The organism is Nocardia sp. NPDC047648, from assembly GCF_040642815.1.
Classification (GTDB): Bacteria; Actinomycetota; Actinomycetes; order Mycobacteriales; family Mycobacteriaceae; genus Nocardia; species Nocardia gamkensis.
In genome coordinates this window covers 364,953-390,758 of record NZ_JBEYSX010000001.1, presented here as the reverse complement: position 1 = coordinate 390,758, position 25,806 = coordinate 364,953, and the positions used below count along the sequence as shown (strand labels likewise).

Annotated in this window: 26 protein-coding genes; 11 read left to right on the top strand and 15 right to left on the bottom strand. The window is 70.0% G+C overall.

Annotation, left to right across the window (positions count from 1 at the left end; genetic code table 11):
• The first annotated feature begins 65 nt into the window (after nucleotides 1-65).
• From ABZ803_RS01800 to ABZ803_RS01785, 4 genes are all read left to right on the top strand, one after another.
• Entirely contained in the window at nucleotides 66-1,241 is a 1,176-nt protein-coding gene (locus ABZ803_RS01800) for a CoA transferase (RefSeq protein WP_357031409.1), read from the top strand.
• The gene (locus ABZ803_RS01795; RefSeq protein ID WP_357031406.1) at nucleotides 1,238-2,509 is read left to right on the top strand and encodes an acetyl-CoA hydrolase/transferase C-terminal domain-containing protein; all 1,272 of its coding nucleotides are present in this window, start codon (nucleotides 1,238-1,240) and stop codon (nucleotides 2,507-2,509) included. The genes ABZ803_RS01800 and ABZ803_RS01795 overlap by 4 nt, the downstream gene beginning before the upstream one ends.
• A complete protein-coding gene (locus ABZ803_RS01790) occupies nucleotides 2,509-3,276 on the top strand; it encodes an enoyl-CoA hydratase-related protein (RefSeq protein WP_357031403.1) in 768 nt (255 codons plus the stop codon). Before ABZ803_RS01795 ends, ABZ803_RS01790 begins: the two co-directional genes overlap by 1 nt.
• A gap of 128 nt (nucleotides 3,277-3,404) precedes the next feature.
• Nucleotides 3,405-3,716, top strand: a complete 312-nt coding sequence (locus tag ABZ803_RS01785; RefSeq protein ID WP_357031400.1) for a 2Fe-2S iron-sulfur cluster-binding protein — start codon at nucleotides 3,405-3,407, stop codon at nucleotides 3,714-3,716.
• An 84-nt stretch (nucleotides 3,717-3,800) separates the two neighbouring features.
• Here the strand turns inward: ABZ803_RS01785 and ABZ803_RS01780 are convergent, their stop codons facing one another.
• The gene (locus tag ABZ803_RS01780) at nucleotides 3,801-4,763 is read right to left on the bottom strand and encodes an NADPH:quinone oxidoreductase family protein (RefSeq protein ID WP_357031397.1); all 963 of its coding nucleotides are present in this window, start codon (nucleotides 4,761-4,763) and stop codon (nucleotides 3,801-3,803) included.
• Between the two features lies 1 nt (nucleotide 4,764).
• A complete protein-coding gene (locus ABZ803_RS01775; RefSeq protein ID WP_357031394.1) occupies nucleotides 4,765-5,541 on the bottom strand; it encodes an enoyl-CoA hydratase-related protein in 777 nt (258 codons plus the stop codon).
• Nucleotides 5,542-5,738: 197 nt separating this feature from the next.
• On the opposite strand from ABZ803_RS01775, the gene ABZ803_RS01770 reads away from it, so the two are divergent.
• Nucleotides 5,739-6,386: a TetR family transcriptional regulator gene (locus ABZ803_RS01770; protein WP_357031391.1), complete on the top strand. Its 648-nt coding sequence runs from the start codon at nucleotides 5,739-5,741 to the stop codon at nucleotides 6,384-6,386.
• A 123-nt stretch (nucleotides 6,387-6,509) separates the two neighbouring features.
• Here ABZ803_RS01770 and ABZ803_RS01765 read toward each other — a convergent pair whose 3' ends face one another.
• Both ABZ803_RS01765 and ABZ803_RS01760 read right to left on the bottom strand, forming a co-directional pair.
• Nucleotides 6,510-7,739, bottom strand: a complete 1,230-nt coding sequence (locus tag ABZ803_RS01765; protein ID WP_357031388.1) for an acyl-CoA dehydrogenase family protein — start codon at nucleotides 7,737-7,739, stop codon at nucleotides 6,510-6,512.
• Between the two features lie 34 nt (nucleotides 7,740-7,773).
• Nucleotides 7,774-8,928 (bottom strand): acyl-CoA dehydrogenase family protein, encoded by a 1,155-nt coding sequence (locus ABZ803_RS01760; RefSeq protein ID WP_357031385.1) that lies wholly within the window; start codon nucleotides 8,926-8,928, stop codon nucleotides 7,774-7,776.
• Between the two features lie 140 nt (nucleotides 8,929-9,068).
• Here ABZ803_RS01760 and ABZ803_RS01755 point away from each other — a divergent pair, with 140 nt between their 5' ends.
• Complete coding sequence (locus ABZ803_RS01755) at nucleotides 9,069-10,370, top strand: cytochrome P450 (protein WP_357031382.1); 1,302 nt, start codon at nucleotides 9,069-9,071, stop codon at nucleotides 10,368-10,370.
• Entirely contained in the window at nucleotides 10,367-10,555 is a 189-nt protein-coding gene (locus ABZ803_RS01750; RefSeq protein WP_357031379.1) for a ferredoxin, read from the top strand. Before ABZ803_RS01755 ends, ABZ803_RS01750 begins: the two co-directional genes overlap by 4 nt.
• A 121-nt stretch (nucleotides 10,556-10,676) precedes the next feature.
• Here ABZ803_RS01750 and ABZ803_RS01745 read toward each other — a convergent pair whose 3' ends face one another.
• The 9 genes from ABZ803_RS01745 to fabG form a co-directional block, all read right to left on the bottom strand.
• Complete coding sequence (locus tag ABZ803_RS01745; RefSeq protein WP_357031376.1) at nucleotides 10,677-11,480, bottom strand: NAD(P)-dependent oxidoreductase; 804 nt, start codon at nucleotides 11,478-11,480, stop codon at nucleotides 10,677-10,679.
• A gap of 1 nt (nucleotide 11,481) precedes the next feature.
• The gene (locus ABZ803_RS01740) at nucleotides 11,482-12,300 is read right to left on the bottom strand and encodes an NAD(P)-dependent oxidoreductase (protein WP_357031374.1); all 819 of its coding nucleotides are present in this window, start codon (nucleotides 12,298-12,300) and stop codon (nucleotides 11,482-11,484) included.
• The gene (locus ABZ803_RS01735; RefSeq protein WP_357031371.1) at nucleotides 12,300-12,821 is read right to left on the bottom strand and encodes a DoxX family protein; all 522 of its coding nucleotides are present in this window, start codon (nucleotides 12,819-12,821) and stop codon (nucleotides 12,300-12,302) included. The genes ABZ803_RS01740 and ABZ803_RS01735 overlap by 1 nt, the downstream gene beginning before the upstream one ends.
• Nucleotides 12,822-12,825: 4 nt before the next feature.
• Nucleotides 12,826-13,782 (bottom strand): alpha/beta fold hydrolase, encoded by a 957-nt coding sequence (locus ABZ803_RS01730; RefSeq protein ID WP_357031369.1) that lies wholly within the window; start codon nucleotides 13,780-13,782, stop codon nucleotides 12,826-12,828.
• Nucleotides 13,783-13,798: 16 nt separating this feature from the next.
• Nucleotides 13,799-15,484: an OB-fold domain-containing protein gene (locus ABZ803_RS01725; protein WP_357031366.1), complete on the bottom strand. Its 1,686-nt coding sequence runs from the start codon at nucleotides 15,482-15,484 to the stop codon at nucleotides 13,799-13,801.
• A gap of 79 nt (nucleotides 15,485-15,563) precedes the next feature.
• Entirely contained in the window at nucleotides 15,564-16,922 is a 1,359-nt protein-coding gene (locus ABZ803_RS01720; RefSeq protein ID WP_357031363.1) for a cytochrome P450, read from the bottom strand.
• Between the two features lie 10 nt (nucleotides 16,923-16,932).
• A complete protein-coding gene (locus ABZ803_RS01715) occupies nucleotides 16,933-17,127 on the bottom strand; it encodes a ferredoxin (protein ID WP_040871752.1) in 195 nt (64 codons plus the stop codon).
• Nucleotides 17,128-17,141: 14 nt separating this feature from the next.
• Entirely contained in the window at nucleotides 17,142-18,002 is an 861-nt protein-coding gene (locus ABZ803_RS01710) for a mycofactocin-coupled SDR family oxidoreductase (protein ID WP_357031360.1), read from the bottom strand.
• A gap of 59 nt (nucleotides 18,003-18,061) precedes the next feature.
• Entirely contained in the window at nucleotides 18,062-18,769 is a 708-nt protein-coding gene (fabG, locus tag ABZ803_RS01705; RefSeq protein WP_357031357.1) for a 3-oxoacyl-ACP reductase FabG, read from the bottom strand.
• Nucleotides 18,770-19,072: 303 nt separating this feature from the next.
• Here fabG and ABZ803_RS01700 point away from each other — a divergent pair, with 303 nt between their 5' ends.
• From ABZ803_RS01700 to ABZ803_RS01685, 4 genes are read left to right on the top strand one after another with little or no spacing between them, the layout of a single operon-like run.
• Nucleotides 19,073-20,539 (top strand): aldehyde dehydrogenase family protein, encoded by a 1,467-nt coding sequence (locus ABZ803_RS01700; RefSeq protein WP_357031355.1) that lies wholly within the window; start codon nucleotides 19,073-19,075, stop codon nucleotides 20,537-20,539.
• 23 nt (nucleotides 20,540-20,562) lie between these two features.
• Nucleotides 20,563-21,771, top strand: a complete 1,209-nt coding sequence (locus ABZ803_RS01695; RefSeq protein WP_357032619.1) for a CoA transferase — start codon at nucleotides 20,563-20,565, stop codon at nucleotides 21,769-21,771.
• Nucleotides 21,772-21,790: 19 nt separating this feature from the next.
• Nucleotides 21,791-22,969 (top strand): OB-fold domain-containing protein, encoded by a 1,179-nt coding sequence (locus ABZ803_RS01690; RefSeq protein ID WP_357031352.1) that lies wholly within the window; start codon nucleotides 21,791-21,793, stop codon nucleotides 22,967-22,969.
• Nucleotides 22,966-24,123, top strand: coding sequence for a beta-ketoacyl synthase N-terminal-like domain-containing protein (locus tag ABZ803_RS01685; protein ID WP_357031349.1), 1,158 nt, complete (start codon nucleotides 22,966-22,968; stop codon nucleotides 24,121-24,123). Before ABZ803_RS01690 ends, ABZ803_RS01685 begins: the two co-directional genes overlap by 4 nt.
• A gap of 70 nt (nucleotides 24,124-24,193) precedes the next feature.
• Here the strand turns inward: ABZ803_RS01685 and ABZ803_RS01680 are convergent, their stop codons facing one another.
• Nucleotides 24,194-24,490 (bottom strand): hypothetical protein, encoded by a 297-nt coding sequence (locus ABZ803_RS01680; protein ID WP_357031346.1) that lies wholly within the window; start codon nucleotides 24,488-24,490, stop codon nucleotides 24,194-24,196.
• A gap of 9 nt (nucleotides 24,491-24,499) precedes the next feature.
• Complete coding sequence (locus ABZ803_RS01675; protein ID WP_062967618.1) at nucleotides 24,500-25,756, bottom strand: amidohydrolase family protein; 1,257 nt, start codon at nucleotides 25,754-25,756, stop codon at nucleotides 24,500-24,502.
• Nucleotides 25,757-25,806 lie beyond the last annotated feature (50 nt).

Here is a 25,806-nt window from a genome sequence, read left to right as displayed (position 1 = left end):
GGCTCACGGCCGCCGACCGGTTGGTGATCCGTGCGGCGGTGGAGGGTGGTGAAAGAGGCGTGGCGATGGAACATCGTGGTCCGCTGGTGGGGGTCCGGGTCGTCGATCTGACGGCGATGGTCATGGGCCCCTACTGCACGCAGATCATGGCCGATATGGGCGCGGACGTGATCAAGATCGAGCCGCCGGACGGGGACAACACCCGCTACATCTCGGTGGGCCCGGAGCGGGGGATGGGCGGCGTCTTCGTCAACGTCAACCGGGGCAAGCGCAGCGTGGTGCTGGACCTGCGATCCGAGGACGGCAAGCGATCGTTGCGCGAACTCGTCACGCAGGCCGACGTATTCATCCACTCGATGCGCGCCTCCGCCATCGCCCGGCTGGGCTTCGCTTACGACGAGGTGGCCGCGCTCAATCCTTCGATCGTCTACACCAATTGCTACGGCTACGGCCGCCGTGGCCGGGACGCCGGCCGTACCGCGTACGACGACACGATTCAGGCCGAGTGCGGACTGCCCTTCGTGCAGGAGCGGCTCACCGGCGCCGCCGGGTACGTCGGCACCATCATGGCCGACAAGATCGCCGGGATGACCGCGCTCTACGCGACCACGATGGCGCTGTTCCACCGGGAACGCACCGGCGAGGGGCAAGAAGTCGAGGTCGCGATGTTCGAGACGATGGCCGCGTTCATGCTGGTGGAGCACGCCAACGGGGCCATGTTCGATCCCCCGCTGGGCTCCGCGGCCTACCTGCGCGCGGTGACGCCGAACCGCAAGCCCTATCGCACCGCGGACGGTTACCTGTCCGCGCTGGTCTACAACGACAAGCAGTGGACGGCTTTCGTCGAGGCGGTGCGCCCGCCGTGGGCAGGGCCGGAGTTCGCCACGCTGGAGCAGCGCGCGGCCAGGATCGACATCGTCTACGCCCGTCTCGCCGAAACGTTCGGTGAGCGGACCACGGCCGAATGGCTGGAACTGCTGCGCTCGCTGGACATTCCGGCCGCACCGGTGCGGTCGCTGGACGAACTGTTCGACAACCCGCATCTCGCCGACGCGGACTTCTTCGAAACCGTGGATTCACCATATGGATCGGTCCGTTTTCCTGGTCCGCCAACATGGTTCTCCCGCACTCCCGGCCGCATCGCGGGACCGGCACCCAGGCTCGGCGCCGACACCGCCGAGGTGCTCGGCCGGTTGCGCCACGCCGCCGACGACCGCCCGAACGGCCGGGTCCAGCGGTGACCGCGCTGCTCGAGCCCGCCGACCTGGACCTCAGCACGATCCTGCGGGCCGGTGACCGCATCGTGGTCGGGCAGGCGTGCGGCGAGCCCGCCACCTTGATCGAGGCGCTCATCGCACAGGGCGGTGCGATCGGCGGGGTGTCGGCGTTCATCGCGACGAGCTTCTCCGGTCTGTTCACCCCGGCGGCGGCCGAAGCCTTCACCTTGTCCAGCATGGGCGCGATCGGCGCGCTGCGGTCGCTGACCGAGGAGCATCGGCTCGGCATCGTCCCCTGCCACGTCAGCCGGGTGGGGCCGATGATCGAAGCCGGAATCCTCGGCTGCGATGTGGCTTTCGTGCAGGTGAGTCCGGCCGACGAACACGGCGACCACAGCTTCGGGCTGGTCAGCGACCATGTGCGCGCGGCGGTGGCGGCGGCGCGCGTCGTGGTCGCCGAGGTCAACGACCAAGTGCCCTTCACGCTGGGCGAGCGGCTGCCCGGCGCTCGAATCGACTACGCGGTGCGCGTTTCCCGGCCGCCGGTTCAGGTGCCGCCCGCCCGGATCGGCCCGGTCGATGAAGCGATCGCCGCGCACGCGGCGGCCTATATCGAGGACGGCGCGGTGCTGCAGATCGGGGTCGGCGCCGTACCCGACGCCGTGCTGCGCCTGCTGCACGACCGCACCGATCTCGGCGTGCATTCGGGGATGATCGGCGACGGATTGGTCGATCTGGTCGAGTCGGGCGCGATCACCAACGCGCGCAAAGCCATCGATCGCGGGGTATCGGTCACCGGCGCGCTCATCGGCACCGAGCGCCTGTACCGGTTCGCCGACCGCAATGCGGCGATCCGGATGTGCGCGACCGATTACACCCACGACGCGGGCGTGCTCGCGCGACTGGAACGGCTGGTCACCATCAACTCCGCCATGGAGGTCGACCTGACCGGACAGGTGAACGCCGAACAGAGCGGTGCGTCCTATCTCGGAGGCACAGGAGGTCAAGTGGACTTCGTCCGGGCAGGCGCTCGTTCGCCCGGGGGTCACGCGATTATCGCGCTGCCCTCCACCGCCAAAGGCGGGACGGTCAGCCGGATCACCGCGGCGCTGTCCGGGCCGGTCACGACCGCACGCAGCGACGTGGACGTGATCGTCACCGAATTCGGCGCCGCCGAACTCGCCGGGCGGACACTGGCCGAGCGCACCCGCAGGCTGATCGCCGTGGCGCATCCCGATTTTCGCGACGAACTGGAGCGGGCGGCGCGCGTCGTCCAGCGGAGAGGTTTCTGATGTCCGACGCCGTTGTCTTCGATGCCCGCTCCGACGGGATCGCGATCATCACGCTGAATCGGCCGCAACGGCGCAATTGCCTGGCGCTGGACGTGCGGGAGGGGCTGTTCGACGCCTGGGCCCGATTCGAGCGCGATCCCGCGTTGCGCGTCGCGATCCTGACCGGCGCGGGACCGAAAGCGTTCTGCGCGGGAGGGGATCTCGAGGAGATGGTGGCGACTGGCATGACGGTGCCGCCGCGCGAGATGTACCCGTTGCCGTACGACACCATCGAGCTGTCCAAGCCCACCATCGCGGCGGTCAACGGCGCGGCGTTCGCCGGGGGCTGGATGATCGCCCAGGCATGCGATCTGTGTGTCGCGAGCACTACGGCGACCTTCGCGGTCACCGAGGTCAAGGTGGGTCGCAGTTCGCCGTGGGCCGCGCCGCTGATCCACATGATCCCGCAGCGGATCATGATGGAGCTGCTGCTGACCGGAAAGCCGATCGATGCGCGGCGCGCCTACGAGATCGGACTGGTGAACCGGCTGGCCGAACCCGAGGTTCTCTTGGACACGGCACTCGAGCTGGCCGCCGAGATCCTCGCGGGTGCCCCGCTGTCGGTGCGGGCCGCCAGGGAGACGGTCATGCTCGCGACCGAGATGGGCCGCTCGGCCGCGCTGCAAGCCGCCCGGCACGCCTCGGTGCGCTGCTACACGAGCGAGGACGCGCAGGAGGGTCCCCGCGCGTTCGCCGAGAAGCGCATCCCGCGCTGGACGGGCAGCTGACCCGGTCCTCCTCTTGACCCAGCCGGAAGAACCATGCTACGCATGTGCACAGCATGCTGAGCGAGTGCTCAATCTACGCCCCGGCGACATCGGCGTTGTGCGATCCCCATTGATCAGGAGTGTGCGTCATGGCCGTATCCCCACTGTCCGAGTCGCCGGAGACGGCCACCTGCGTGGCGACCGTCCTGTTGGACGGCGGGCAGTCCACCATCGACGTGCGCGCCGACGAGACGGTGCTGGAAGCCGCGAAGCGAGCCGGGCTCAACCCGCCGTTCGCCTGCGAGGAGGGCAATTGCGGCACCTGTATGGCGCGGCTCGTCGCGGGCCGCGTCGAGATGCGGGTGAACGACGCGTTGACCGACGAGGACGTGGCCGATGGTTACGTGCTCACCTGTCAGTCCGTTCCGCAGACCCCCTCGGTGACAGTCGATTACGCATGATCCGTGCCGCGTCGCGACTTCTACCGCAGCGCAACGAATACGGCCGGTCCACCGGATGCGGCGTGCGTCCACCCTCCGACCGTCCTACAGGTCGACCAGCACCTTGCCGATCGCGCGGCCGTCGGCCACATGCCGCAGCGCGGCCGCCGCCTGTTCGAGCGGGTATGCCGCGCCGATGTGCGGACGGATGTGGCCACCGGCCAGCAGCGCCGCGAGTTCCTCCTCGTTGCGGCGGTATTCGACGGGATCGAGATCTCGGAACTGGAAACCCACCAGCTGTACGCCCTTGATCAGCACAATATTCAGCGGGATGCGCGGGATGACGCCGGAGGCGTAGCCGACCGTGACGAAACGCCCGCGGCGGGTCAGCGATCGCAAGGCGGGTTCGGCGACGTCACCGCCGACCGGGTCGATGACGGCGTCGGCGCCTTCGGGCAGCGCGTCGCGCAGTGCCGCGCGTAACGGCCCGGCGGTGTGATCGATGAGCCGCCGCGCGCCGTACCGTTCCGCGGCGGCGAGCTTTGCCGATGACGAGGCCACCGCGGTGACCTCGGTCCCCAGCCGCGCGGCCAATTGCACGGCGGCAAGTCCCACTCCGCCACCCGCGCCGAGCACTATCAGCCGGTCGCCCGCGCCGACCCGTGCCATCGAGCGGAGGGTGTGGTAGGCGGTGCGGTAGGCGACACCGAAGGCGGCGGCGCTCCGCAGATCCACGCCTTGCGGTACCCGGGTCAGCGTCGCGTCGGCCACGGCCACCTCATCGGCGAAAGCGCCGAACAAGCCCGTGCCGGTCACCCGGTCGCCGATCGCGAAATCGGTCACTCCTTCGCCGAGTTCCACCACCACTCCGGCGAATTCGCTGCCGGGCACGAACGGCGGCGCGGCGGGGACCTGGTACTTGCCGGCGATCAGCAGCACATCGGGGAAATTCACCGCGGCGGCGGCGACCCGTACCCGCACTTGCCCGGCCGCAGGTCGCGGCGAGGGCGCCTGCTGTAGTCGCACCACTTCCGGCGGCCCGTACGCCGGGCAGACCACCGCGCGCACCTCAGCGCCCCCGCCACACCGGCGGCCGTTTCGCCAGGAACGCCTGTGCGCCCTCCTTGGCGTCGGCGCTGGTGAATACCGTTTCCTGCCAGTACTTCAGCCGAGCGGCCGCGCGGGTGGCGTCGGTGACCGACAGCCGCACCAGCTCTTTGCAGGCGGCCAGGCCCAGCGGCGCGTTGGCGGCGATCCGCTCGGCATAGCTCAGCGCCGTCGGGAGCACTTGACCTGGTGCGACCACCGCGTTGACCAAGCCGAGTTCGTATCCGCGGGCGGCGGTGATCGGCTCGCCGGTCAGGGTCAGCTCGAGTGCGATGTTCATCGGGATCCGCGAACCGACGAAAGTGCCACCGCCGCCGGGGAAGAAGCCGCGCCGCACCTCGGGAAAGGTGAACTGCGCGGACTCGGCGGCGATGACGAGATCGCTGCCGAGCAGCAGTTCGAGTCCACCGCCGATGGCGGAGCCGTTCGCCGCCCCGACCACGGGGACGGCGATCTCGCCCCGGGTGAGCCGGGCGTAGGCGGCGGTGGCGGGGTCCTCGGCGTCGAACGCGTCGCCCTCGGCGAAGGCGCGCAGGTCCATGCCGGAGCAGAACGCCCGATCACCGGAGCCGGTGAGCAGCAGGACGCGGACGGTGGGATCGGCTTCGGCCGCCAGCACCGCCGCACCGATGCCGCGCATCATGTGCGTGGTCAGCGCGTTTCGCGCTTCGGGCCGGTGCAGCCGGATGAGCGAGACCGCGCCGTGCCGTTCGATCCGGTACTCCTCGCGCTCGCTCATCCCCGGTACTCGCTCGTCTCGGCGAGCTCGGCGGCCGATCGCATGAGCTCGGTGAAATCCCATGCCATGGCAACTCCTCTCAAGCTGGAGAATATACTTCTCCGTACTCAGAATGCAATTCTTGACGAGCGAGGGCTCGGCCCGCGCGAGGCGAACGAATCGCGCGACCGGCTCGGAAATGTGGAGGGAGATGGGTTGTGACAAGCGAGGATGCGGCCGAGGACGTGGCCGCCCGGATCGCCCGGCGGACTTTGGCCAAACGCGGCGCCGACTACACCGTGGAGGTCCGCAAGCTACTGGACGCGGCGTTGGCGGTGATCAGCGCGGCCGGAACCGCGGGCCGTCCGCGGGTGGCCGACATCGTCGCCGCGGCGGGGTTGTCCAACGACGCGTTCTATCGGCATTTCCCGTCCAAGGACGCGCTGGTGGCCGCCCTGCTGGAAGACGGAGCGGAGCGGCTGACCCGCTACGTGGCGCACCAGATGGGCAAGGAAGCCGACCCGCGAGCGCGCGTCCGGCGCTGGGTCGGGGCGATCCTGGCGCAGGCCGAAGGACAGACCGCGGCCGCGACGCTCGCCGTCCTCTGGAACGCCGCGGGGCCAGGGCTGGCGCCGGCGGCGGGGCCGGGCATGGTGGACGCCGCGCTGGCCGTCTTGTTGCGTGACACGCTCGCGGAGTTGGGCAGCGCCGCACCGGATTCGGACGCGGCGCTGATCGCCCACGCCACCATCGGCACGCTGGCCGAGCGGTTGCGGCAGCGCAGTGAACCGGCTGCCGGCGACGTCGAGCGCATCACGGCCTTCTGCCTGCGTGCCCTGACCCCGCCGGGGTCGATCCGTCCCTAGTCCTCGGTCCTCGCTCGGCATTCGTTGTGGTGCGTGATGCGCGCCAGCGTTACCGAGACCGGCGAAGTCCCGCCGTCGGGGTGATCATCGCCGTCGCACCCCGCCGGTATCGCTTCGCGCGGGTCATCGGCCGTGCTCGACCTGGTTGAACGGGATGTCGCGATCGGCGGCGAACTCGCGGGGCATGCCGAGCACGCGCTCGCTGATGACGTTGCGCGCCATCTCGGTGCTGCCGCCCGCCAGACTCCACGCCGAGCGGAACAGGTAGTCGAGGCCGACCTCGGTCGTGTCGGCCGCGTCCCCTCGGCTGTGGGTGGCCGCGGCGGGCCCGGCGATGCGTACCGCGAGATCCGTTTGCAACCAGGCATTCTCGGCGGTGAACAGCCGGGTGATGGCGCCGGCGGAGGGTGGCAGCTCGCCGCAGGCGATCGCCCGCGAGATGTGCGCGATGAGCTGGTCGCGTACCACGTTCATGGCTCGCGCCTCGCCGATGTCCTCCCTGGTGCGCGGGTCGTTCCATTGACCGGTGGCGCGGGCGAGCTCGAGTAACCGGTCGGCCTCGCCGCCCAGATGCGGGCGGGCGCCGCTGGTGTACGGCGAGGTGCCGCCCAGCGCGGCCCGCTCGTGGTAGAGCAGCCGGGACGCGGCGTCCCAGCCACCGTCCACCTGGCCGAGCACCGCCTCCTCGGGCAGCGCGACGTCGTCGAAGAACTCCTGGCAGAACTCGGTCGAGCCGGTCACCTGTTTGATCCGCTGCACCGTCACGCCTTCGGCGCGCACCGGCACCAGGAACATGGTGAGCCCGCGGTGCTTGGTGGCATCCCAGTTGGTTCGAGCCAGGCACAGGCCGTAGTCGGCGGCGTAGGCGCCGGAGCTCCAGATCTTGGATCCGTTGAGGATCCAGCGATCGCCGTCGCGCTCGGCGCGGGTGGTGAGCCCGGCCAGATCCGACCCGCCGCGCGGCTCGGACAGGAACTGCGCCAGGATCTCCTCGCCGCGCAGTACGGCGGGCAGGTGTGCGCGCTTCTGCTCCTCGGTGCCGAGATCGAGCAGGCTGGCCGCGCAGATGGCCAGCGTCGGCACGTTCAGCAGCAGCGGCATCTCGTAGGGAAGCGATTCCTCGGTGAACGCCCGCTGGTGGGCGGTGGTGAGGCCGAGGCCGCCGTACTGCGCGGGGAAGCAGATCCCGGCGTAGCCGCCGTCGTGCAGAATCCGTTGCAGTTGCCGGGCGCGGTCCCACGCCTCCTCGGTGTCGGACTTGTATTCCGTGGCGGAAGCCGGGGGCAGGTTGTCGCGCAACCAGGTCCGCGCACGTGCGCGGAAGTCTTCGACGGGCTCCAGGTCGGTGGTCATAGCGTCGGTGCCTTCCAAGGGAGTTCGATTCGGTTCACGCGGCTGCCGTGTCGAGCAGATCGGTGATGTGGCGCCGGTGCTCTTCAGGAGTGCCGTAGAGAGCGCGGCCCAGGGTGATGCGGCGCAGATACAGGTGCAGGTCGTGTTCCCAGGTGACGCCGATGCCGCCGTGCAGTTGCACACAGTCCTGGGCGATCACGGGGGCCTTCGCTCCCACATACGACTTCGCGATGCTGATCGCCTCCTCCGCGCTCACCGGGTCGTCGTCCCAGGCCGCCGCGGCCGCGGTCGCGGTGGCCCGGCACGCTTCCAGCCACGTCTTGTTGTCGGCCATCCGGTGCTTGAGCGCCTGGTAGGAGGCCAGTTGCCTGCCGAAGGTGTAGCGGTCGAACAACCAGGTCGACGTCGCGGCCAGCGCGGTGTCGGTGGCGCCGACCATCTCGGCGGCGGTGAGCGCGGCCGCCGTGCGTGCCTGCGCTCGGATCGCGTCGGCGGCGTCCGCGCCCACCTGCACGGCGTCGGCGGGCACCGCGACGTCCTCGAAGGTCACACGCGCGGTGCGGCGGACGAGATCCAGGGTCCACGCCGGTGTGACACTCACGCCCGGGGTGTCCGCGGGCACCAGCAGCTGAACCGGGCCGTCGGCGCTCTCGGCGGTTACCAGGAACAGGTCCGCCTGGTCGGCCGACTCCACACGGTCTTTCGCACCGTTGAGCCGGTAACCGCGGCCGTCGGGTTCGGCCCTGGTGCGCGCGGCCCGGTCGGTGGCGCCGGAGCCGGGGGAGAGCGCGTCGAAGCCTCGGCCCGGTTCGTAGACCGCCCACGTGGCGATCGTCTCGCCTGCGGCGATGGCGGTGAGTGCCGCGGCGAAACGACTCGCGTCCGGGGTGAGCCCGGCCAGGACCGCGTTGGTCGTGACGAACGGCCCGGGCGCGCAGGCGCGACCCAGTTCTCCGGCCACCAAGGCGAGTTCGGTCATCGGCCGCCCGGAAATCGTTCCGCCGCCGAATTCTTCGGGCACCAGCATGGCCGTCCATCCCAGTTCCGCGCCGCGCCGCCACCACGTCCGGTCGAATCCCGTTCCGGACGCGCCGAGCGCTCGCACGGTACCCGCCGGGACGGTGCTCGCGAGGAAATCACGGGTGGTCGACTGGAAAAACCGCTGATCGGCGGCGGGTTCGAGGCTCATGATGCCGGTCCTTCGGTTGACGCGCAGCGCTGGATATGGAAATCTCATACTCACAGATGAGAGGCATATTCTCAATCACGGAAGTCGACCGGCAAATCACGCCGTTGGCGATGCCGGCCGGGCGTCGAAGGGATCGTCGAGTGGTGAAAAACTTCCAGGATCTGGACTTCTTCCTCGGGCAGGAGCTGGTCGCCGATCCGTATCCGTACTTCGACGCACTGCGCGAGCAGTGCCCGGTGACGCGCGAGAAGCACCACGACGTGATGATGGTGACCGGTTACGAGGAGGCGCTCGAGGTCTACAACGACGTCGAAAGGTTCTCCTCCTGCATCTCGGTCACCGGTCCGTTCCCCGGATTCCCGGTACCGCTGGAGGGCGCGACCGACGTCGACGCCCTCATCGCCGAGCATCGGGACTCGCTGCCGATGAGCGACCAGTTGCCGACCCTCGACCCGCCGGTGCATACCGATCACCGCGCCTTGCTGATGCGGTTGATCACCCCGAAACGCTTGAAGGAGAACGAGCAGGCGATGTGGGCGATCGCCGACCGGATGCTCGATCAGTACCTGGCCGAGGGCAAGGGGGACTGCATGCGCGAATTCGCGGGCCCCTTCACGCTCTACGTGATCGCCGACCTGCTCGGTGTCCCCGAGGACGATCAGGAGGCGTTCCTGCAGGCGCTGCAACGCGATCCGCACCGCGAGGGCTCCAGCGTCGGCAGCACCGCGGGGGAGAACATGTCGCACAACCCCATCGAATTCCTCTACGCCAAGTTCTCCGACTACGTCGCCGACCGCAGGACCAACCCGCGCGACGACGTGCTGACCAGCATGGCCACCGCGACGTTCCCGGACGGGCGCGAGCCCGAGGTGCTCGATGTGGTCCGGGTGGCGGCGAACCTCTTCTCGGCGGGACAGGAGACCACCGTCCGGCTGCTCAGTTCGGCGCTGAAGATACTGGCCGAGCGCCCCGACATCCAGCAGTACCTGCGCGAGGACCGTAGCCGCATCCAGAACTTCATCGAGGAGTGCCTCCGGATGGAGAGCCCGGTCAAGGGTGATTTCCGGCTGGCCAAGGTGTCCACGACGGTCGGTGGGACCGAGGTGCCCGCGGGCACGGTCCTGATGGTGGTCAACGGCGCCGCGAACCGGGACCCGCGCCGATTCGACGACCCCACCACCTTCGCGGCGGAACGCTCCAATGCCCGCTCGCACTTGGCTTTCGGGCGCGGCGTGCACACCTGCCCCGGTGCGCCGCTGGCGCGGGCCGAAGCGCGGGTCGCCATCGAACGGCTGCTCGAGCGCACCACCGGCTTCCGGATCGACGAGAGCGTGCACGGCCCCGAGGGCGCGCGCGACTACCGCTATCTGCCGACGTTCATCCTGCGCGGGCTCACCTCGCTGCATCTGGAGTTCGACGTCGCGGAGGGCGGGACCCGATGAAGGTCACCGTCGACGAGGATCGCTGCCGGGGGCACGGCGTGTGCCTCGGCCTGTGCCCGGAGGTGTTCTCCTTGACCGACGACGGCTACGCCGAAGCCACCGTCGCCGACGTACCCGCGCACCTCGAGGCGCAGGTGCACGAAGCGGTGCGGGCCTGTCCCGAACAGGCGATCGTCATCGAGTGAGCGTGGCGCGCGCGGATCCCGCACCCTGAGGTATCGGCGGCGCGCAGCGACTGAGACGAGTTGCCCGGCCCAAGAGGCCTGTTCGGCACGGCACCGCACTGCGGGAGTATCGGCTCGCTGATCAGTTGCGGTCGGTCGCGGGTATGCCCGCGTCGATGGCGGCGTCCAATATCCCCAGCGCACCGCCTAATTCGGCGACGAGCGCGCGGGCCACTGCCACATCCTTGCGGAGGAACTCGCCCACCGAGGCGCGGAATGCCTCGACCGCGCCCCTCCCCGCGACGCTGCTGACGGCGCGGCCACCGCTGCTGGCGTGCGGTAGGGCGGCGAGCAGGGTGGCCTCGTTCACACCGAGTTGGCCGCCGAGCCGGACCGCATCGGCGACCAGCCCGATCTGCGCCGCGAACAGCGCGTTGTTCACCAGCTTCACCCGCTGCCCCGCGCCGAGCGGCCCGACGTGCAGGACCGGGTCGGCGTAAGCCGCCACCACGGGCCGCGCACGGCGCACCGCCTCGTCGGTACCGCCCAGAAAGACGGTGAGTTCACCGGTCGCGATGTTGTGCGGTCCACCGCTCACCGGCGCGTCCACCACCTCGACAGCCGGGGCCGCCGCCGCGATTTCGGTCACCGTCGCCGGACTACCGGTCGTGTGCACGATCAGCACGGCCGTTCGCGGCAGCTCATGCAGCAGGCTGCCGCCGAGACATACCTCGCGGACCTGATCGTCGGTGAATACGCACACCACCACGGCCCCCGCCTTGTCGGCTGCCTCGGCGACGGTCGCGACCGGCTCGGCCCCGATCTCGGCGAGGGCCGCGCGCGATTCGGCGGATCGCCCGACCGCCCGGACGGTGTGCCCGGCCGACACCAGCCGCCCGATCATCGGGCGTCCCATCCGCCCGGCTCCCACGAAACCTATGCGCACGTCAGCGCTGCCGGTCCATCAGCGCGAGGGTCGCGTCGGCGGCGCCGAGCACGATCCCCGGAGCCACTCCCGCCGCGTCGGCCAGACCGGCGACCAAGCCGACGTCCTTGCGGAGTAGATCGCCGGCATGTGCGGCCAGCCGATCCAACGTGCCACCCGCCGAGACGATGCGGCCCAGCGCGAAACTGTTCGCGGTGCCGTGCGTGATCACTTCGCCCAGCTTCTCCGGGCTGATGCCGAGTTCCCTGCCGAGCGCGAGCGTGCTGGCGGCGGTGGCGAGATTGGCGGTGAACAACAGGTTGTTCAGCAGCTTGGTGGCCTGGCCTGAGCCCAGCTCGCCCAGGTGGACGATCGGGTTCGCATAGGTCTCGAACACCGGGCGGCTGCGCTCGACGGCCTCGGTGGCGCCGCCTGCCATGACCAGCAGCCTGCCCTCGGCCGCGGCGGGCCCTCCGCCGCTGACCGGCGCGTCGATCACCGTGACCCGCTGCGGCGCAGCGAGATCGGCCAGCTCCCGGCAGGTGTCCGGGTGCACGGTGGAGTGTACGGCGATGATCGACCCCGGCGTGAGGCCTGCCAGGATGCCGTCGTGCCCGGTGACCACCTCGCGCACGTCGGCGTCGCCGACCACGCACAGACAGACCAGATCGCTGCGCGCGGCCAGGGCGGCGGGGGATTCGGCCGTCGCGGCCGCCGTGCCCGCGAACGGCTCCAGCGAGGCGGGGCGGCGCGCCCACAAGGTGGTCGGGTAGCCGCCTTCGATGATGCGGCGCGCCATCGGCGCGCCTTGACTACCCAGTCCGATGAACCCCACACGCATCAGCGCACCTCCTCGGTGCCGATCTCCGGCGCGGGAGCGGGCCGGTAGAAGGCGGTCAGCAGTCCCGCCGTCGCCAGCACCGCCACACCGAGTGCGACGGCGCCACCGGCCCAGCCGGTGATCTCGACGCCCGTCGCGTGGTCCAGCGACAGCCATCCGGGCCCGAGCAGGCCCAGCGTCAGCGCGACCACGGCCAGCACCAAGACGTACTCGTAGCCTTCCTCGAAGACGAAGAATCCGTTGGCGCGATGCGCCAGCAGTCCGGCGACGAGCATGACCGAGATGATCGCCGCGGCGGCGAACGGCGTGAGCAGCCCGAGCACGAGCAGTGCGCCCGCGCCGATCTCGGTGACCACACTCAGCCAGGCCTGTAGGACGCCGTTGCGCAGCCCCAGCCCGCTGAACCACCGCGCCGTTCCGGCGATCCGGCCGCCGCCGATCCAGTGATTGACGCCGTGCGCGATCATGGTGACTCCCACCACCAGCCGCAACAGCAGCAGCGCGACATCGGTGACCTCCATGGCCTCACCTTTCTGGTCGCGCGTGCGCGCGGCCGTCCAATTGAATTGCGGGACCGGTGAATTCGCCGGTGCGGGCCGCGACGACGCACTCTTCGGCGAAGGCGAGCGCCTTGAGGTGGTATGCCGCCGCCGTGTAGCCCAGGCTGGTGTTGTGCCCGGTGTTGGGTTGCTGATTGAGCACCACCCGCGGCGCCGCGCCGAACAGCGCCGCGATGGCGGTGAGTTCCTCGATGTCGTTGCGCCACACCGTTTCGTGATCGCCCGCGGTGAATCGCACGGGGACTCGCACCTGCCCGGCCAAGCGCGGGAAGTCCCGATCGGCCCAGTCGGTGACGATGGTGGCCTCCAGCCGCGGGCCGGGGACGGCGATCGAGGCGCCGCTCAGGTCGGGGGGATACAACCGCCGCGGCCGCCACAGCAGCGCGCCGAGTCCTGGGGGCCGGGTGCCTTCCGGCCGCGGGCTCCACAGCACTTTCTGGGCTTCCGGATGGTGTGTGCGGCCGGTGCCCGCCAACTCGAGGCCGAGCAGCTCGCGGCCGCGTTCGTCACCGGCCATGCGCAGGGCCAGTTCGCATCCCGCCGAGTGCGCGAGCAGGAAGACGCCCGCACCCCGTGGACGGCCGGCGAGCTGCGCTTCGACGGCCCCGTACATCAGATCGACGCGGCGCTGCGGCGGGAGGAGTTCGTCGGCGAACGGACCAGAGGCGCCGTATCCGGGCCGGTCCAGCGCCAGCACGGTGTAACCCAGCCGCAGGCCGAGCCGCAGGAGTGAAAGCTCCGGATGCCCGGGGCAGTCGAAGTACGCCGAGGTGGTGGCGCCACCGTGCAGGGCGACCACTACCGCGCGTGGCGCGGGCGCCTCGGCCAGCAACCCCGACACCGGGATGCCGTCGACGTCGGCGACCACGGGCAGCGGCGCGGTGTCGTCGAGGCGGCCGAGGTGGGATTCGGTGAGTGTCATGGCGTGCCCCTCGCGATCAGGGCTCGGAGCGCAGCAGCATGGCGCCGCCGGGCGTCAGTCCGCCGCTGGAGACGACCGCGACCCGGGCGCCCGCCACCTGCCGCTGCCCGCCCGCGCCGCGCAGCTGCACGACCGCCTCGTGCAGCAGGCCCATGCCGTGCGTGCGGCCGTGGGAGAGCTGGCCGCCGTGCGTGTTGACCGGGATCATGCCGTCGCGGGCGATGTTCTTGCCCCCGTCGAGGAAGTCCTTGGCCTCGCCGATCCCGCAGAAACCGAGCGCCTCGATCCAGGACAGGCAGTTGAAGCTGAACCCGTCGTAGAGTTCCGCGACGTCCACGTCCTCGGGACGCAGCGTGGTGCGCGTCCACAGGTGCGCGGCCGGGCCGAGCACCTGGGGCTCGTGGGTGAGCGTGCTCTGGTCCCACTCGACGCGCTCGACGATCTGGGTGCCGACCGCCTCCACCAGCACCGGCGGACCGGGCAGATCGCGTGCGGCGTCGAGCGCCGAGACGATCACCGCGACCGCGCCGTCGCAGGGCACGTCGCAGTCGTAGAGCCCGAACGGGGAGGTGATCGGCCGTGCGGAGAGGTAGTCGTCCATGGTCATCGGGTCGCGGTAGACCGCCGTCGGCTCGAGTTCGGCGTTGGCGCGCTGGTTGAGCGCGATCCAGCCCAGCGTCTCGCGGGTGGTGCCGTAGCGGTGGAAGTGACGCTGGGCGTTCTGGGCCAGCGTGTGCGCGGCGGAGATCGCGCCGAACGGCGTCAGCCAGCTCGTGGTGCGGCCGCCGGACGGCGGGATCCGGCCCGCCTTGGTCAGCTCGTTGAAGGTCGACTCCCACACGGTGCGGAAGCACAGCACGTGCCGGGCCAGCCCGGCGGCCACCGCCGTCATCGCCGCGATCACCGACCCGCCCGGCCCGAAGGTCTCGACACCGCCGTTGTGCCAGCTCGGGCGCAGGCCGAGCGCGGCTTCCAGGGCGGTGACCCCGCCCTCGCCGAAGCCGCCGAGATTCCCGCCGCCCGGATAGGACGCCAGGCCGTCGATGTCGTCGAGCGTCAGGCCCGCGTCGGCGACCGCGCGTTCGCACGCCTCGATCGTCAGCGCCAGCGGCGGCACCATGAGCCTGCGCCCGATCCGGGACATCCCGATCCCGGTGAGCGCGACCTTCTCCTCGAACTTCTCCTGCCGCAGCATCGGCCGCACGTGTTCGGCGAAACGCTCCGGCTCGATCTCGTCCACCGGCAGCGGCGCGGGCTCGGATTGCTCGGCGGCGGGCCGGAACAGCGGCAGCCACACGTCGGCGTCCTGCTGGAAGACCACCTCCATCCGCATGCCGAGGGTCAGCTCGTCCGGATCGGCGTCGACGATGTTGGTGGTCAACCGGACGCGCGGATCCTCCACCAGCGCCACCTGCGCCACCACGTACGGGGGCCGCAAGCCGGGCACGGCGAAGCGGTGGTTCACCGTGAAGCTCGCCAGGGTGGCCGCACCGGAGACTTCCCGCACGCCGAGATCGTGCCCGCGGCAATAGCGGCACACCGGCTGCGGCGGGTGGATCAACGCCGCGCAGGATCGGCACTCCTGGATGCGCAGCGTGCCGTCGGCGCCCGAGGTCCAGAAGAACTTGGTGTCCAGGCCGAGCAGCGGCAGTGGCCGTCCCGACGGCTCGGCCGTCGCGGGGGTCTGCTCCGTGTCTGCCACAGCGCCTCCTCGTAGTCGTCGCAGCCGGTAGCCGCGTGTGTCCGGTCGGCCACACGCGGCGGGGTCGGTCCGGTTGCGGTCAGATCTGTGCCGCGCCTCTGCGGACGGTCACCGGCTCGGCGAGCCGCTGCTCGTCGCAGACGCGTTGCAGCTTCGCCAGGGTCTCCTCGAGCCCGGGACCGAGCCGTGGTCCCGGGGTGAACTCGGTGGGCAGGTGGCGCATGCCCTGGATCACCGCGATCGTGTCGTAGTGCACGGTCTGCTCCGGGATGCACCGGAAGTCCGGCATCCGGTCCAGCACGGCCACCAGCATCCGCTTGAACACCGTGCGGGCGACATTGGAACCGATGCAGCGGTGGATGCCGAGACCGAAGCTATAGTGCCGGTTGCCTTTCCGGTCCAGGATCAGCTGCTCCGGATTCTCGAACACCGCCGGGTCGCGGTTGGCCATGGCCCACGACAACCAGAGGCGATCACCTTCTCGGAAGGAGGCTCCCGCCACCTCGCAGTCCTCCGCGACGGTGCGCGCGTCGCCCGGAGCCGGGGTGTAGTAGCGCAGGAACTCCTCGGTGGCCGAGTCGAGCAGCAGATCCCTTTCCCGGCTGAGGGTTTCGCGTTCACCCGGATTCTGCGACAACCATTCCAGAGCGTGCGCGGTGAGCGCGGTGGTGGTGTCGAAACCGCCGCCGATGAGCAGGCTGAGCATGCCCAGGATCTCCATGTCCGGCAGCGGACCCCCGTTGACCTCCGCCGAGGCGACCGCGTGGATCAGCCCGGGCCGGGGATTCTCCCGGATCTCGGCGAGATTGGTGAGCAGGTCCAGCCCCATCGTGCGGTGCATCTCCGCGACGCGTGGATAGTCCGGCGAGTCCGGCGGCGTGTAGACCGCGGCGTGCACTGGTTCGTTGTAGATGGTCCACTTCCGCAGGGGAACACCCAGCATGCCGAGGGTCAGCACGGCGGGAACGACATTCGCCAGGTCGTCGACGAAATCGATGCGGCCGCCTTCGATCTTCTCGTCGATGGCCGCGCGCACCACCTCGTCCACGAACGGCACCCAGCGTTGCACCGCGGCGGGGGAGAGGTACGGGTTGAGCGCCGAACGCAGTTCCCGGTGCTCGGGCTCGTCCATCTCCAGGATGCCGCCGCGGATGCCGCGTGCGCGCGGCGCGGGCGGAATGGAGATTCCCCGGTAGCCCTTGCGAACGCCCTGCGGGTCGTGATCGTTGGAAATGTGCGGGCAGCGCGCGAGTTCGAACACCTCCCTGTTGCCCGCGGCCACCCAGTGACCGTCGTAGGTGTCGGTCCAAGCGAGCGGGCACTCGCTCTGCATCGCCTCGGTGATCGCCTGGAAGTTCTCCCGGTATTCGGGAGCGTAGCGATCGAAATGGAACCGGGGTTGCTTGCGTTCGGTATCGGTGACGTTCTCCACGGTCATGGCGCGGCTCCTACTCGGCGATCGAGATCGCGCGTTCGGGGCAGGAATGCACCGCCTCGCGGACCTGATCGAGCTGGTCCGCGGGAACCGATTCGCCGATCGGGGAGGAGTGGCCGTCGATCTCACTGAGTTCGAACGATTGCGGGGCGATCATCGCGCACAGCGTGTGCCCTTGGCAGCGCTGCTGATCGACTCGGACCTTCACGGTGTGTCTTCCTCTCAGACGTGGTAGTCGTACCACTTCAGGTAGCCGCCCGCGTCGACGCGCAACTGCGTGCCGGTGATGTAGCGCGCCTCGTCGGAGGCCAGGAACAGCACCGCGTCGCTGATGTCCTCCGGCTCGACATACGGGGTCGGCATGGCCTGCTGCACATGGAACGCGGGCTCGGCGTCCGCGCGGGTGGGATGCTCCAGGTCGGGGCGGAAGGACCGGTACATCGGTTCGCTCTGCAGCATCGGGGTGTTGCAGTTGGTGGGGTGGATGACGTTGGCGCGGATGTTCTGCGGCGCGATGTGCAACGCGAGCGCGTGAACATACTGCGCGAGGCCGCGTTTGGCGACCACGTAGGCGATCCCGCCGGGATCCTTGCCCGGCTGGTCCACTTTGGACACGTCCATCAGCGCGGCCACCGAGCCGGTGGCGATGATCGACCCGCCCGCGCCCAGATGGGGCAGCGCGACCTGGATGGTATTGATGACGCCGACCAGGTTGGTGTCGATCACGTCGGACCAGGCCTGCCACTGCGGCGTGCCCTTCATGCCCGCGATGCCCGCCTGGGCGATGACGATGTCCAGCCGGCCGAACTCGGCGATCCCCCGTTCCAGCACGGCGCGCAGCTGGCCGGCCTCGCGCACGTCGGCCGGTTCGGCGACGATGCGGCGGCCGGTCTTCTCGACCAGCCGCGCGGTCTCGTCCAGATCCTCCTGGCGCGACAGCGCGTACCCGATCGTGTCGATGTCGCGGCAGATATCCACCGCGATGATGTCGGCACCTTCCTGCGCCAGCCGTACCGCATGGCTGCGGCCTTGGCCACGAGCGGCTCCGGTGACGAAGGCGACCTTGCCCTCTACGCGTCCCACGGCAATCCTTTCGTTCTTGCTTGTCGTGCCGACCCGATGCGCCTGCTGCGCAACGGGTCTCAGGTATTGCGTCCGCCGTTGACGCCGATGATCTGGCCGGTGATGTAACCGGCCTCCTCGGAGATGAGGAACGCGCAGGCGGCGGCGATGTCCTCGGGTGTGCCGACCCGGCGGACCGGGGTCCGCTGGATGTGGTCCTCGACGGAGCCGCCGAGCCGGCGCGCCTCCTCGTTCTTGCGCAGCATCGGGGTGTCGATGAACCCCGGCGGCACCGCGTTCACGGTGATGCCGGACGGGCCCAGCTCCAGCGCCAGCGCTTTGGTCAGGCCGTTGACCGCCGACTTGGCCGAGACGTAGTGCGTCATGAACGGCTGGCCCGAATGCGTGCTCGAGGAGGAGATATTGACGATGCGCCCCCACCCGGCCGCCAGCATGTCCGGCAGCACCGCTTGGACGCAGTGGAAGACGCCGTTGAGATTGACGTCGATCACCCGCTGCCATTCGGCGAACGAGATGTTCTGGAAGCGCTTGAAGCCGTCGATGCCCGCGGCGTTCACCAGCACGGTGACCGGGCCCAGCTTCGCCCGGATGGCGGTCAGCGCGTCGGCGATCTGCTCCGGTTCGGTGACGTCGGCCCGGTAGGCGAAGTCGTCGTCGGCGGGCGGATTGAGGTCGAGGGACGCGACGTGGAATCCGGTGCTGCGCAGCCGCTGTGCGATGCCCAGCCCGATGCCGGACGCCCCTCCGGTGACCACGGCCGTCTTCACGCGCGCGACCCCTCTCCGGTGATCGCGCCGATCGGCGACCGGCGTGCGCGCGACCGCGTCGAGACCGGGATCCGTGTTGTCGTGTCCACCACAAGAATCTCCCTTCCGATTGCGAGAACCGTACTCTCGTTGAGTTCTCGGACGCAAGAGTCGCGCCGCAGCTGGTGCTCTCGCGTCCTCCTCGGGTCGGAGGTGGGATTTCCGAGCTTGCGCAGCTTGGTGATTGTTGCTGCGTTCCGCTACCACGAGTGTTAAATTCTCCAATATCGAGAATCGAATTTCCACACCCGGCGAGGAGACAGGATGTCAACGCAGGAACAGGCGAGAGCGGTGGCGCGGCGGCTGCTGATCGACGGGCAGCTGGTCGAGACCGGGCGCACGCTCGCGTCGCTCGATCCCGCGACCGGCGCGGTGTACGGCTACGCGCCGGAAGCCGGTGTGGCCGAGGTGGACGCGGCCGTCGCGGCGGCGCGGCGGGCCTTCGATACCACCGACTGGGCGACGAACCACGAGTTCCGGGCGCACTGTCTGAACCAGCTGTACCAGGCGTTGCGCGACAACGTGGAGGAGCTGCGGGAACTGACCATCGCCGAAGTCGGGGCGACGCGCACGCTGACCCACGGCAACCAGCTCGAGGTCCCGTTCGAGATCGTGCGCTACTACGCCGGACTCTTGGCGGACTACGCCTGGAGCGAGGATCTCGGCGTGGTCGAGATCCGCGGTCAGCAGCACCGGCGCTGGGTCGAGCTGGAAGCCGCGGGCGTGGTGGCCGCTATCGCCGCCTACAACTACCCGCATCAGCTGGCGCTGGCCAAGCTCGCGCCCTCCCTCGCCGCCGGATGCACCGTGGTGCTCAAGGGCGCGCCCGATACTCCGCTGGCCACCTTGGCGCTGGGCGAGATCATCGCCCGGCACACCGACATCCCGCCCGGTGTGGTGAACGTCCTGGCCTCCTCCGGTATCGAGGTCGGCAAGCGGATGACCACCCACCCGGACGTCGACGTCGTCACCTTCACCGGGTCCACGCCGGTGGGGCGCCAGATCATGGCCGCCGCCAGCGGCACCCTGAAAAAGGTGTTCCTGGAGCTGGGCGGCAAATCGGCGATGATCCTGCTCGACGACGCCGACTACACCAAAGCCGCGCTGTTCGCGGCGTTCAGCGTGGTCACCCATGCGGGGCAGGGCTGCGCGCTGACCACGCGCGTGCTGGTGCCGCGCCAGGACCACGACAAGGTCGCCGAGCTGATCGCGGGCAATTTCGCCCACGTCACCTGGGGCGACCCCGGTGATCCCAAAACCTATATGGGCCCGTTGATCAGCGAACGCCAGCGGGACAAGGTGCACGGCATGGTGCAGCGGGCGGTCGAGGGCGGCGCCACGCTCGTGACCGGCGGCGAGAAACTGAATCCGGGCTACTTCTACAAGCCCACCCTGCTGGCGAACGTCGACCCGGACAGCGAGATCGCGCAGGAGGAGGTGTTCGGCCCGGTGCTGACCCTCATCCCCTACACCGACGACCAGGACGCGATCCGGATCGCGAACAATTCCATCTACGGCCTGTCCGGCGCGGTGTTCAGCGCCGACGCCGAACGGGCGAAGGCGGTGGCGCGGCGCGTCCGCACCGGCACGCTGAGCATCAACGGCGGCAACTACTTCCATCCCGACGCGCCCTTCGGCGGATACAAGCAGTCCGGCATCGGCCGGGAGATGGGTCGCGTCGGCCTGGAGGAGTTCCTGGAGCGCAAGACCCTCGCGGAGGTGGTCGCGTGAGCGAGCCCGAGCGAGGTGACGCGGTGAGCAAGCCGCTGGAAGGCATCCGCGTGCTCGAGGTCGCGATGTACGGTTTCGTCCCGTCGGCGGGCGCGGTGCTCGCCGACTGGGGGGCCGACGTGGTGAAGGTCGAGCACGCCGTCACCGGTGACCCGCAGCGCGGACTGCGGCAGGTGGGGACGTTCAAGATCGAGGGCGACCCCAATCCCAATGTGGAGCATGCCAACCGGGGCAAGCGCAGCATCGGGGTGGACATGTCGGTGGCCGAGGGCCGGGAGGTGATCTACGACCTGGCCCGGCGGGCGGACGTGTTCCTGACCAGCTTCCTGCCGCAGGCGCGCACCAAGTTCGGCATCGACGTGGCGGACATCCGCGCGGTGAACCCGGATATCGTCTACGCAAGGGGCAGCGCGCTGGGCCCGCGCGGCGTCGAATCCGGCCGCGGCGGCTACGACATGACCGCGTTCTGGTGCCGGGGCGGTATCGCGGCCACCATCACCCCGCCGGGCTCGGAGGGCATGATCCAACCGCCCGGCCCGGCGTTCGGCGACACCATCTCCGGTACCAATCTCGCCGGCGGTATCGCCGCCGCCCTGCTGAAACGCGAACGGACCGGGCAACCTTCGGTGGTCGACGTCTCGCTGCTCGGCAGCGGACTGTGGGCGATGGGGCACACCGTCGCGTTATCGGCCAGCCAGGACAAACCGCTGGTGGCGCCGGTGCCCGGCGCCCACGGCGCGCCGACCAATCCGCTGTCGGGGCTCTACGCCACCGCCGACGATCGCTATCTGTCGTTCGTCATGCTGCAACCGGCCAAGTTCTGGGCGGACGTCTGCAGGCATATCGACCGCCCGGAACTGGCCGACGACCCGCGCTTCGCCGACGCGGCGCAGATCGCGGCGCACACCGCCGAGGCGGTGCAGATCCTGCGCGAGGTGATCGGGCAACGCACGCTGGCCGAATGGAGCGAGCGCTTCGCCACCCTGGCAGGGCCATGGGCTCCGGTGCAGGACTCGTGGCAGGTGACGCAGGACGCGCAGATCAGGGCGAACGAATATCTGCTTCCGGCAGGGGAGTTGGAACTGGTGTCCAGTCCGGTGCAGTTCGACGTCGGCGCGCCGGAACTGCGGCCCGGCCCCGAATTCGCCGCCCAGACCGAGGAGATCCTGCTCGAACTCGGCCTGGATTGGGATCGCATCATCGCGCTCAAGGCCGCCGGCGCGGTGGCCTAGGCGCGGGAAAGAGGGACCGATGCCGTACATCGCATCGCTGGGCACGTATCTGCCCTGCTGGGGTAGCCAGCGCAGCCGGATCGCGGGCGACGACGAGGACGCCGTCACCCTGGCGGTGGAGGCCGGGCGATCCGCCGTCGCGTCCGGCGAGCCGGTGGAACGCGTCGTGCTGGTCAGCCGGGATCTGCCGCTGGTGGAGAGCAGCAACGCCGCCGTGCTGCTGGCCGGTCTGGGATTGGATCCCGAACTGGAGGTCATCGAGCGGCTCGGCGGCGCCCCAGCGGCGCTGGACGCCATGAGTTCGGCGCGCCCGCGCACCCTGATCATCGGCGTCGACCTGGAACCGGCGGGCGCGGTGGCGGCCTGGGTGTCCGACCGCGAAGGCCTTCAGGTGCGCACCGCGGCGCGCGTCACGCGCAGCCTGCCGGTGCGTACCCGCAACGCCCTCGGCGCGGTGCACGACTACGGCGATCCCCGGCTGCTGCACGAAAGGGGTCTGGTCGCCTCGCTTTCGGCGGCGTGGCTGGACACGCCGGTGGCGGTGGCGGGCGTCGATCACAAGCAGGCGGCGGCACTGTGCCTGGCCGCACCGCCGCGATTGCCGACGCTGGGCGCAAGCGCCGGGCTGTTCGCGCTCGCCGCGATGGCCGACTGGGGCGCAGCAGGCTTGCTGGTCGGCGTGGAGCAGGCCAACCTGAGCGGGGTCATGGTGGTGCCGGGCGCTGCCCGAGTGCGGCGCAACGAACCGCCCGCGCGGACGCTTCCGGAGGTCGTCGCCCTGCCCGGCGCGGACCTGCCGATGTCGCTGGCCGCCTACGAGCGCGCGTTCGAGGCCAAGGTCCGCTGGGAGGCGGGCAGGCACGGTGACAGCGCGGAGCTGGACTTCCCGCCCCGCTACCGGGTGGGCCGGGACGGCAGTCTCGGTACCGGCTACACCCTGGTGCCGCTGCCGCGGACCGGCAGCGTCTACGCCGAGACGACGGTGCGGATCCCGGTGCCCGGGCTGAAGAGCCCGTACTCGCTGGTGATCGTGGAACTCGACGACGTCGGCGTCCGGGCGCTGGCCAAGGTCACCGGAGCCGACCCGGGCACGGTGTCCATCGGTGATCGCGGGCGCATGGTCCTACGCCGGGTGGCGGTACGCTCCGGCGTGCCGGATTACGGATACGCGTTCGAACCGGAACCGGAGGCGGTATGAGGAAAGTGGCCATCGTCGGCGCGGGGATGACGCCCTTCGCCGAACATTTCGCGCTCGGTATCCAAGACCTGCTGCTCATGGCGTTCGCCGACTGCGCAGCCTCGGTCGACAAGGGCCTGCGCACAACGGATCTACAGGCCGCCTGGTTCGGCGCCATAGGCACCACCGGCGGCTTCCCCGCCGGTGTGCTGGCCGACGCGCTGGACCTGCCGGACCTGCCCGTGACGCACATCGACAACTCCTGCGCCACCGGTCACGACGCGGTCCGCAACGCGCTGTTCGCCATCTCCTCCGGCGCAGTCGACGTCGCGCTCGTGATCGGCGCCGACAAGCTGCGCGAGACGGCGCAGAAGGACCTGCTGCGCGAGTGGGAGAACATGACCAGGGACAACGCCTGGGACTACCAGCTCGGCCTGTTCGCGCCGGCGGGTTTCGCGTTGCACGTCAACCGGTACCTGTACGAGTCCTCCGCGACCCGGGAGCACTTGGCGATGGTCGCGGTGAAGAACCATCGGCACGGCGCGCGCAACCCCAAGGCGCGCCTTCGGTTCGAGATCACGCTGGAGCAGGCGCTGACCGCGCCGATCGTGGCCGATCCATTCGGCGTATACGACTGCGTGCCGCAGAGCGACGGCGCCGCGGCTCTGGTGCTCGCCGCCGAGGACGTCGTGGACCGCTACACCGACAGCCCGGTGTGGATTCGCGGCGTCGGCCTCGGCCTCGACTCGGTGATGCACCAGCACAAGCGGGACATGACCACCTTCCCCGCGACGGTGCGGGCGGCGCGTGCCGCGTTCGCGATGGCCGGGCTCGCCCCGGCCGACATCGACGTGGCCGAGGTGCACGATTTCTTCACCGGCATCGAGCTGATCAGCTACGAGGACCTCGGTTTCGCCGAGCGGTTCGAGGCGCACAAGCTGGTGGAGGCCGCAGCGACGACGGTCGGCGGCGTCCTGCCGGTCAATCCCAGTGGCGGACTGAAGACGAAGGGGCACCCGCCCGGCGCGACGGGCGTCGCGCAGTGCGTGGAGCTGTTCGAGCAATTGCGCGGCACCGCCGTCAACCAGGTGGACGGCGCGCGAATCGGTCTGGCGCACAACCTCGGCGGGCCCACCGCGGTGTCGGCGGTGACGATCCTGGAGGGGCCGCGCTGAGGCCCGGCCCTGGCAGCGGACAGCCCCGGTGCGGACGGTCTCGACCGTCGCGCACCGGGGCTGTCCCCGCTCAGATCTGTTCCCAGACGGTGATTGTGGTCCGGGCGGGGTCGGCCGCCGGGGTGAGCGCCATGCGTCCGTCGGCGGCGCGCTCGCCGAGTTCGGCCAGCACGGTGTGGACATCGCCATCGATGTCGTACACCGCGAGGTAGCGGGCCGCGCCGGCGTCGCCACGAATCAAGCGGTGGCGCGTGCAGGAGAGGACGCCGGGGACGGCGAGCATCTCGGGGATGTGCGTCCCGGCGTACCACTCGTTGTATTCGGCGTCCATTCCGTCCCGCGGAGTGGAGAAGACCAGCAGCCGCACTCCGCCGCCTCAGCTCGCGCGCTGGGCATAGGCCGCGGCGTATTCCTTGCGCGACCTGGTCGAGGTGTCGACGTCGGTCGCGTTCGCCCGCAACGCCCCCACGGTTGCCCGCTCCCTCGGGATGTGCGCGAACGGATCCCAGTCGAAGTGGCGGGTGGCGTTCTGCCAGGTGATCTTGTGGATGTCGGTGTCGTCGGCGCCCGCGGCCCGCAGTTCACCCAGCACGAACTCGGGCGCGTCCGGCCAGATCGAGTCCGAGTGCGGGTAGTCGCATTCCCAGGCGATGTTGTCGATGCCGATGTCGTGGCGGAACTTCAGCGCGGTCTTGTCGGTCACGTAGCAGGCGAGCACGTGCTCCCGGAACACCTCGCTGGGCAGCTTGCCGCCGAAGTCGCGGCGCAGCCAGCGCTGGTTGGTGTAGTGCCGGTCGGAGCGGTCCAGGAAGAACGGGATCCAGCCGACGCCGCCTTCGGACAGCGCGACCTTCAGTTTCGGATAGCTGCGGAAGGCGGGGCCCCACAACAGATCCTGGGCGGCGATCAGCGAGATGCTCGGCGCCAGCACCATCAGGTTGTCGATGGGGGCGTCCTGCGCCAGCCGCAGCACACCGAAGCCTTGGCCGATGTGCAGATTCATCACCGTCTCGTTGTCCGACAGCGCCTGGAACACCGGCGCCCAGTAGTCGAGATCGTGGTAGCTGGGCAGGCCGTCGATGTGCGGCAGCTCCGGCATGGTCACCGAGTGGCAGCCCCTCGCCGCCAGCCGCTCGATCTCGGCCACCGCCAGGGCCGGATCCCACATGGGCAGGATGCCGATCGGGATGAACCGGCCCGGGTAGGCGCCCGCCCAGTCCTCGATGTGCCAGTCGTTGTACGCCGAGATCATCGCGACGGTGATCTCGTCCTGTCCGCCGCGGCTGAGGTGGCCCGCGCTGAAGCCGGTGAACGTGGGGAAACACATGGAGGCGAGCACGCCGTTGGCGTCCATGTCGCGCACACGGTCGTGCACGTCGTAGACCGCGGGCCGCATCTCGGCGTATCCGGCCGGGTCCTTGCCCCACTCCTCGGCGGGCCAGGTGACGACGGCGTTGAGACCGGCCACGCCGGTGGGCCGGTCCCGGTACACCCACCGGTCGATGCCGTTCTCGTCCACGACGACCTTCGGGGCGAACTCGGCCCACTTCTTCGGAACGTGGTTGTCGAACATCTCGAGCGGCTCGACCACATGGTCGTCGATGCTCACCAGGATCATGTCGTCGATGTTCACGTGACTCCTCGCTGTTCGCGCGCTGCGCCGGGCTGCGCTCCGGCAGTTCG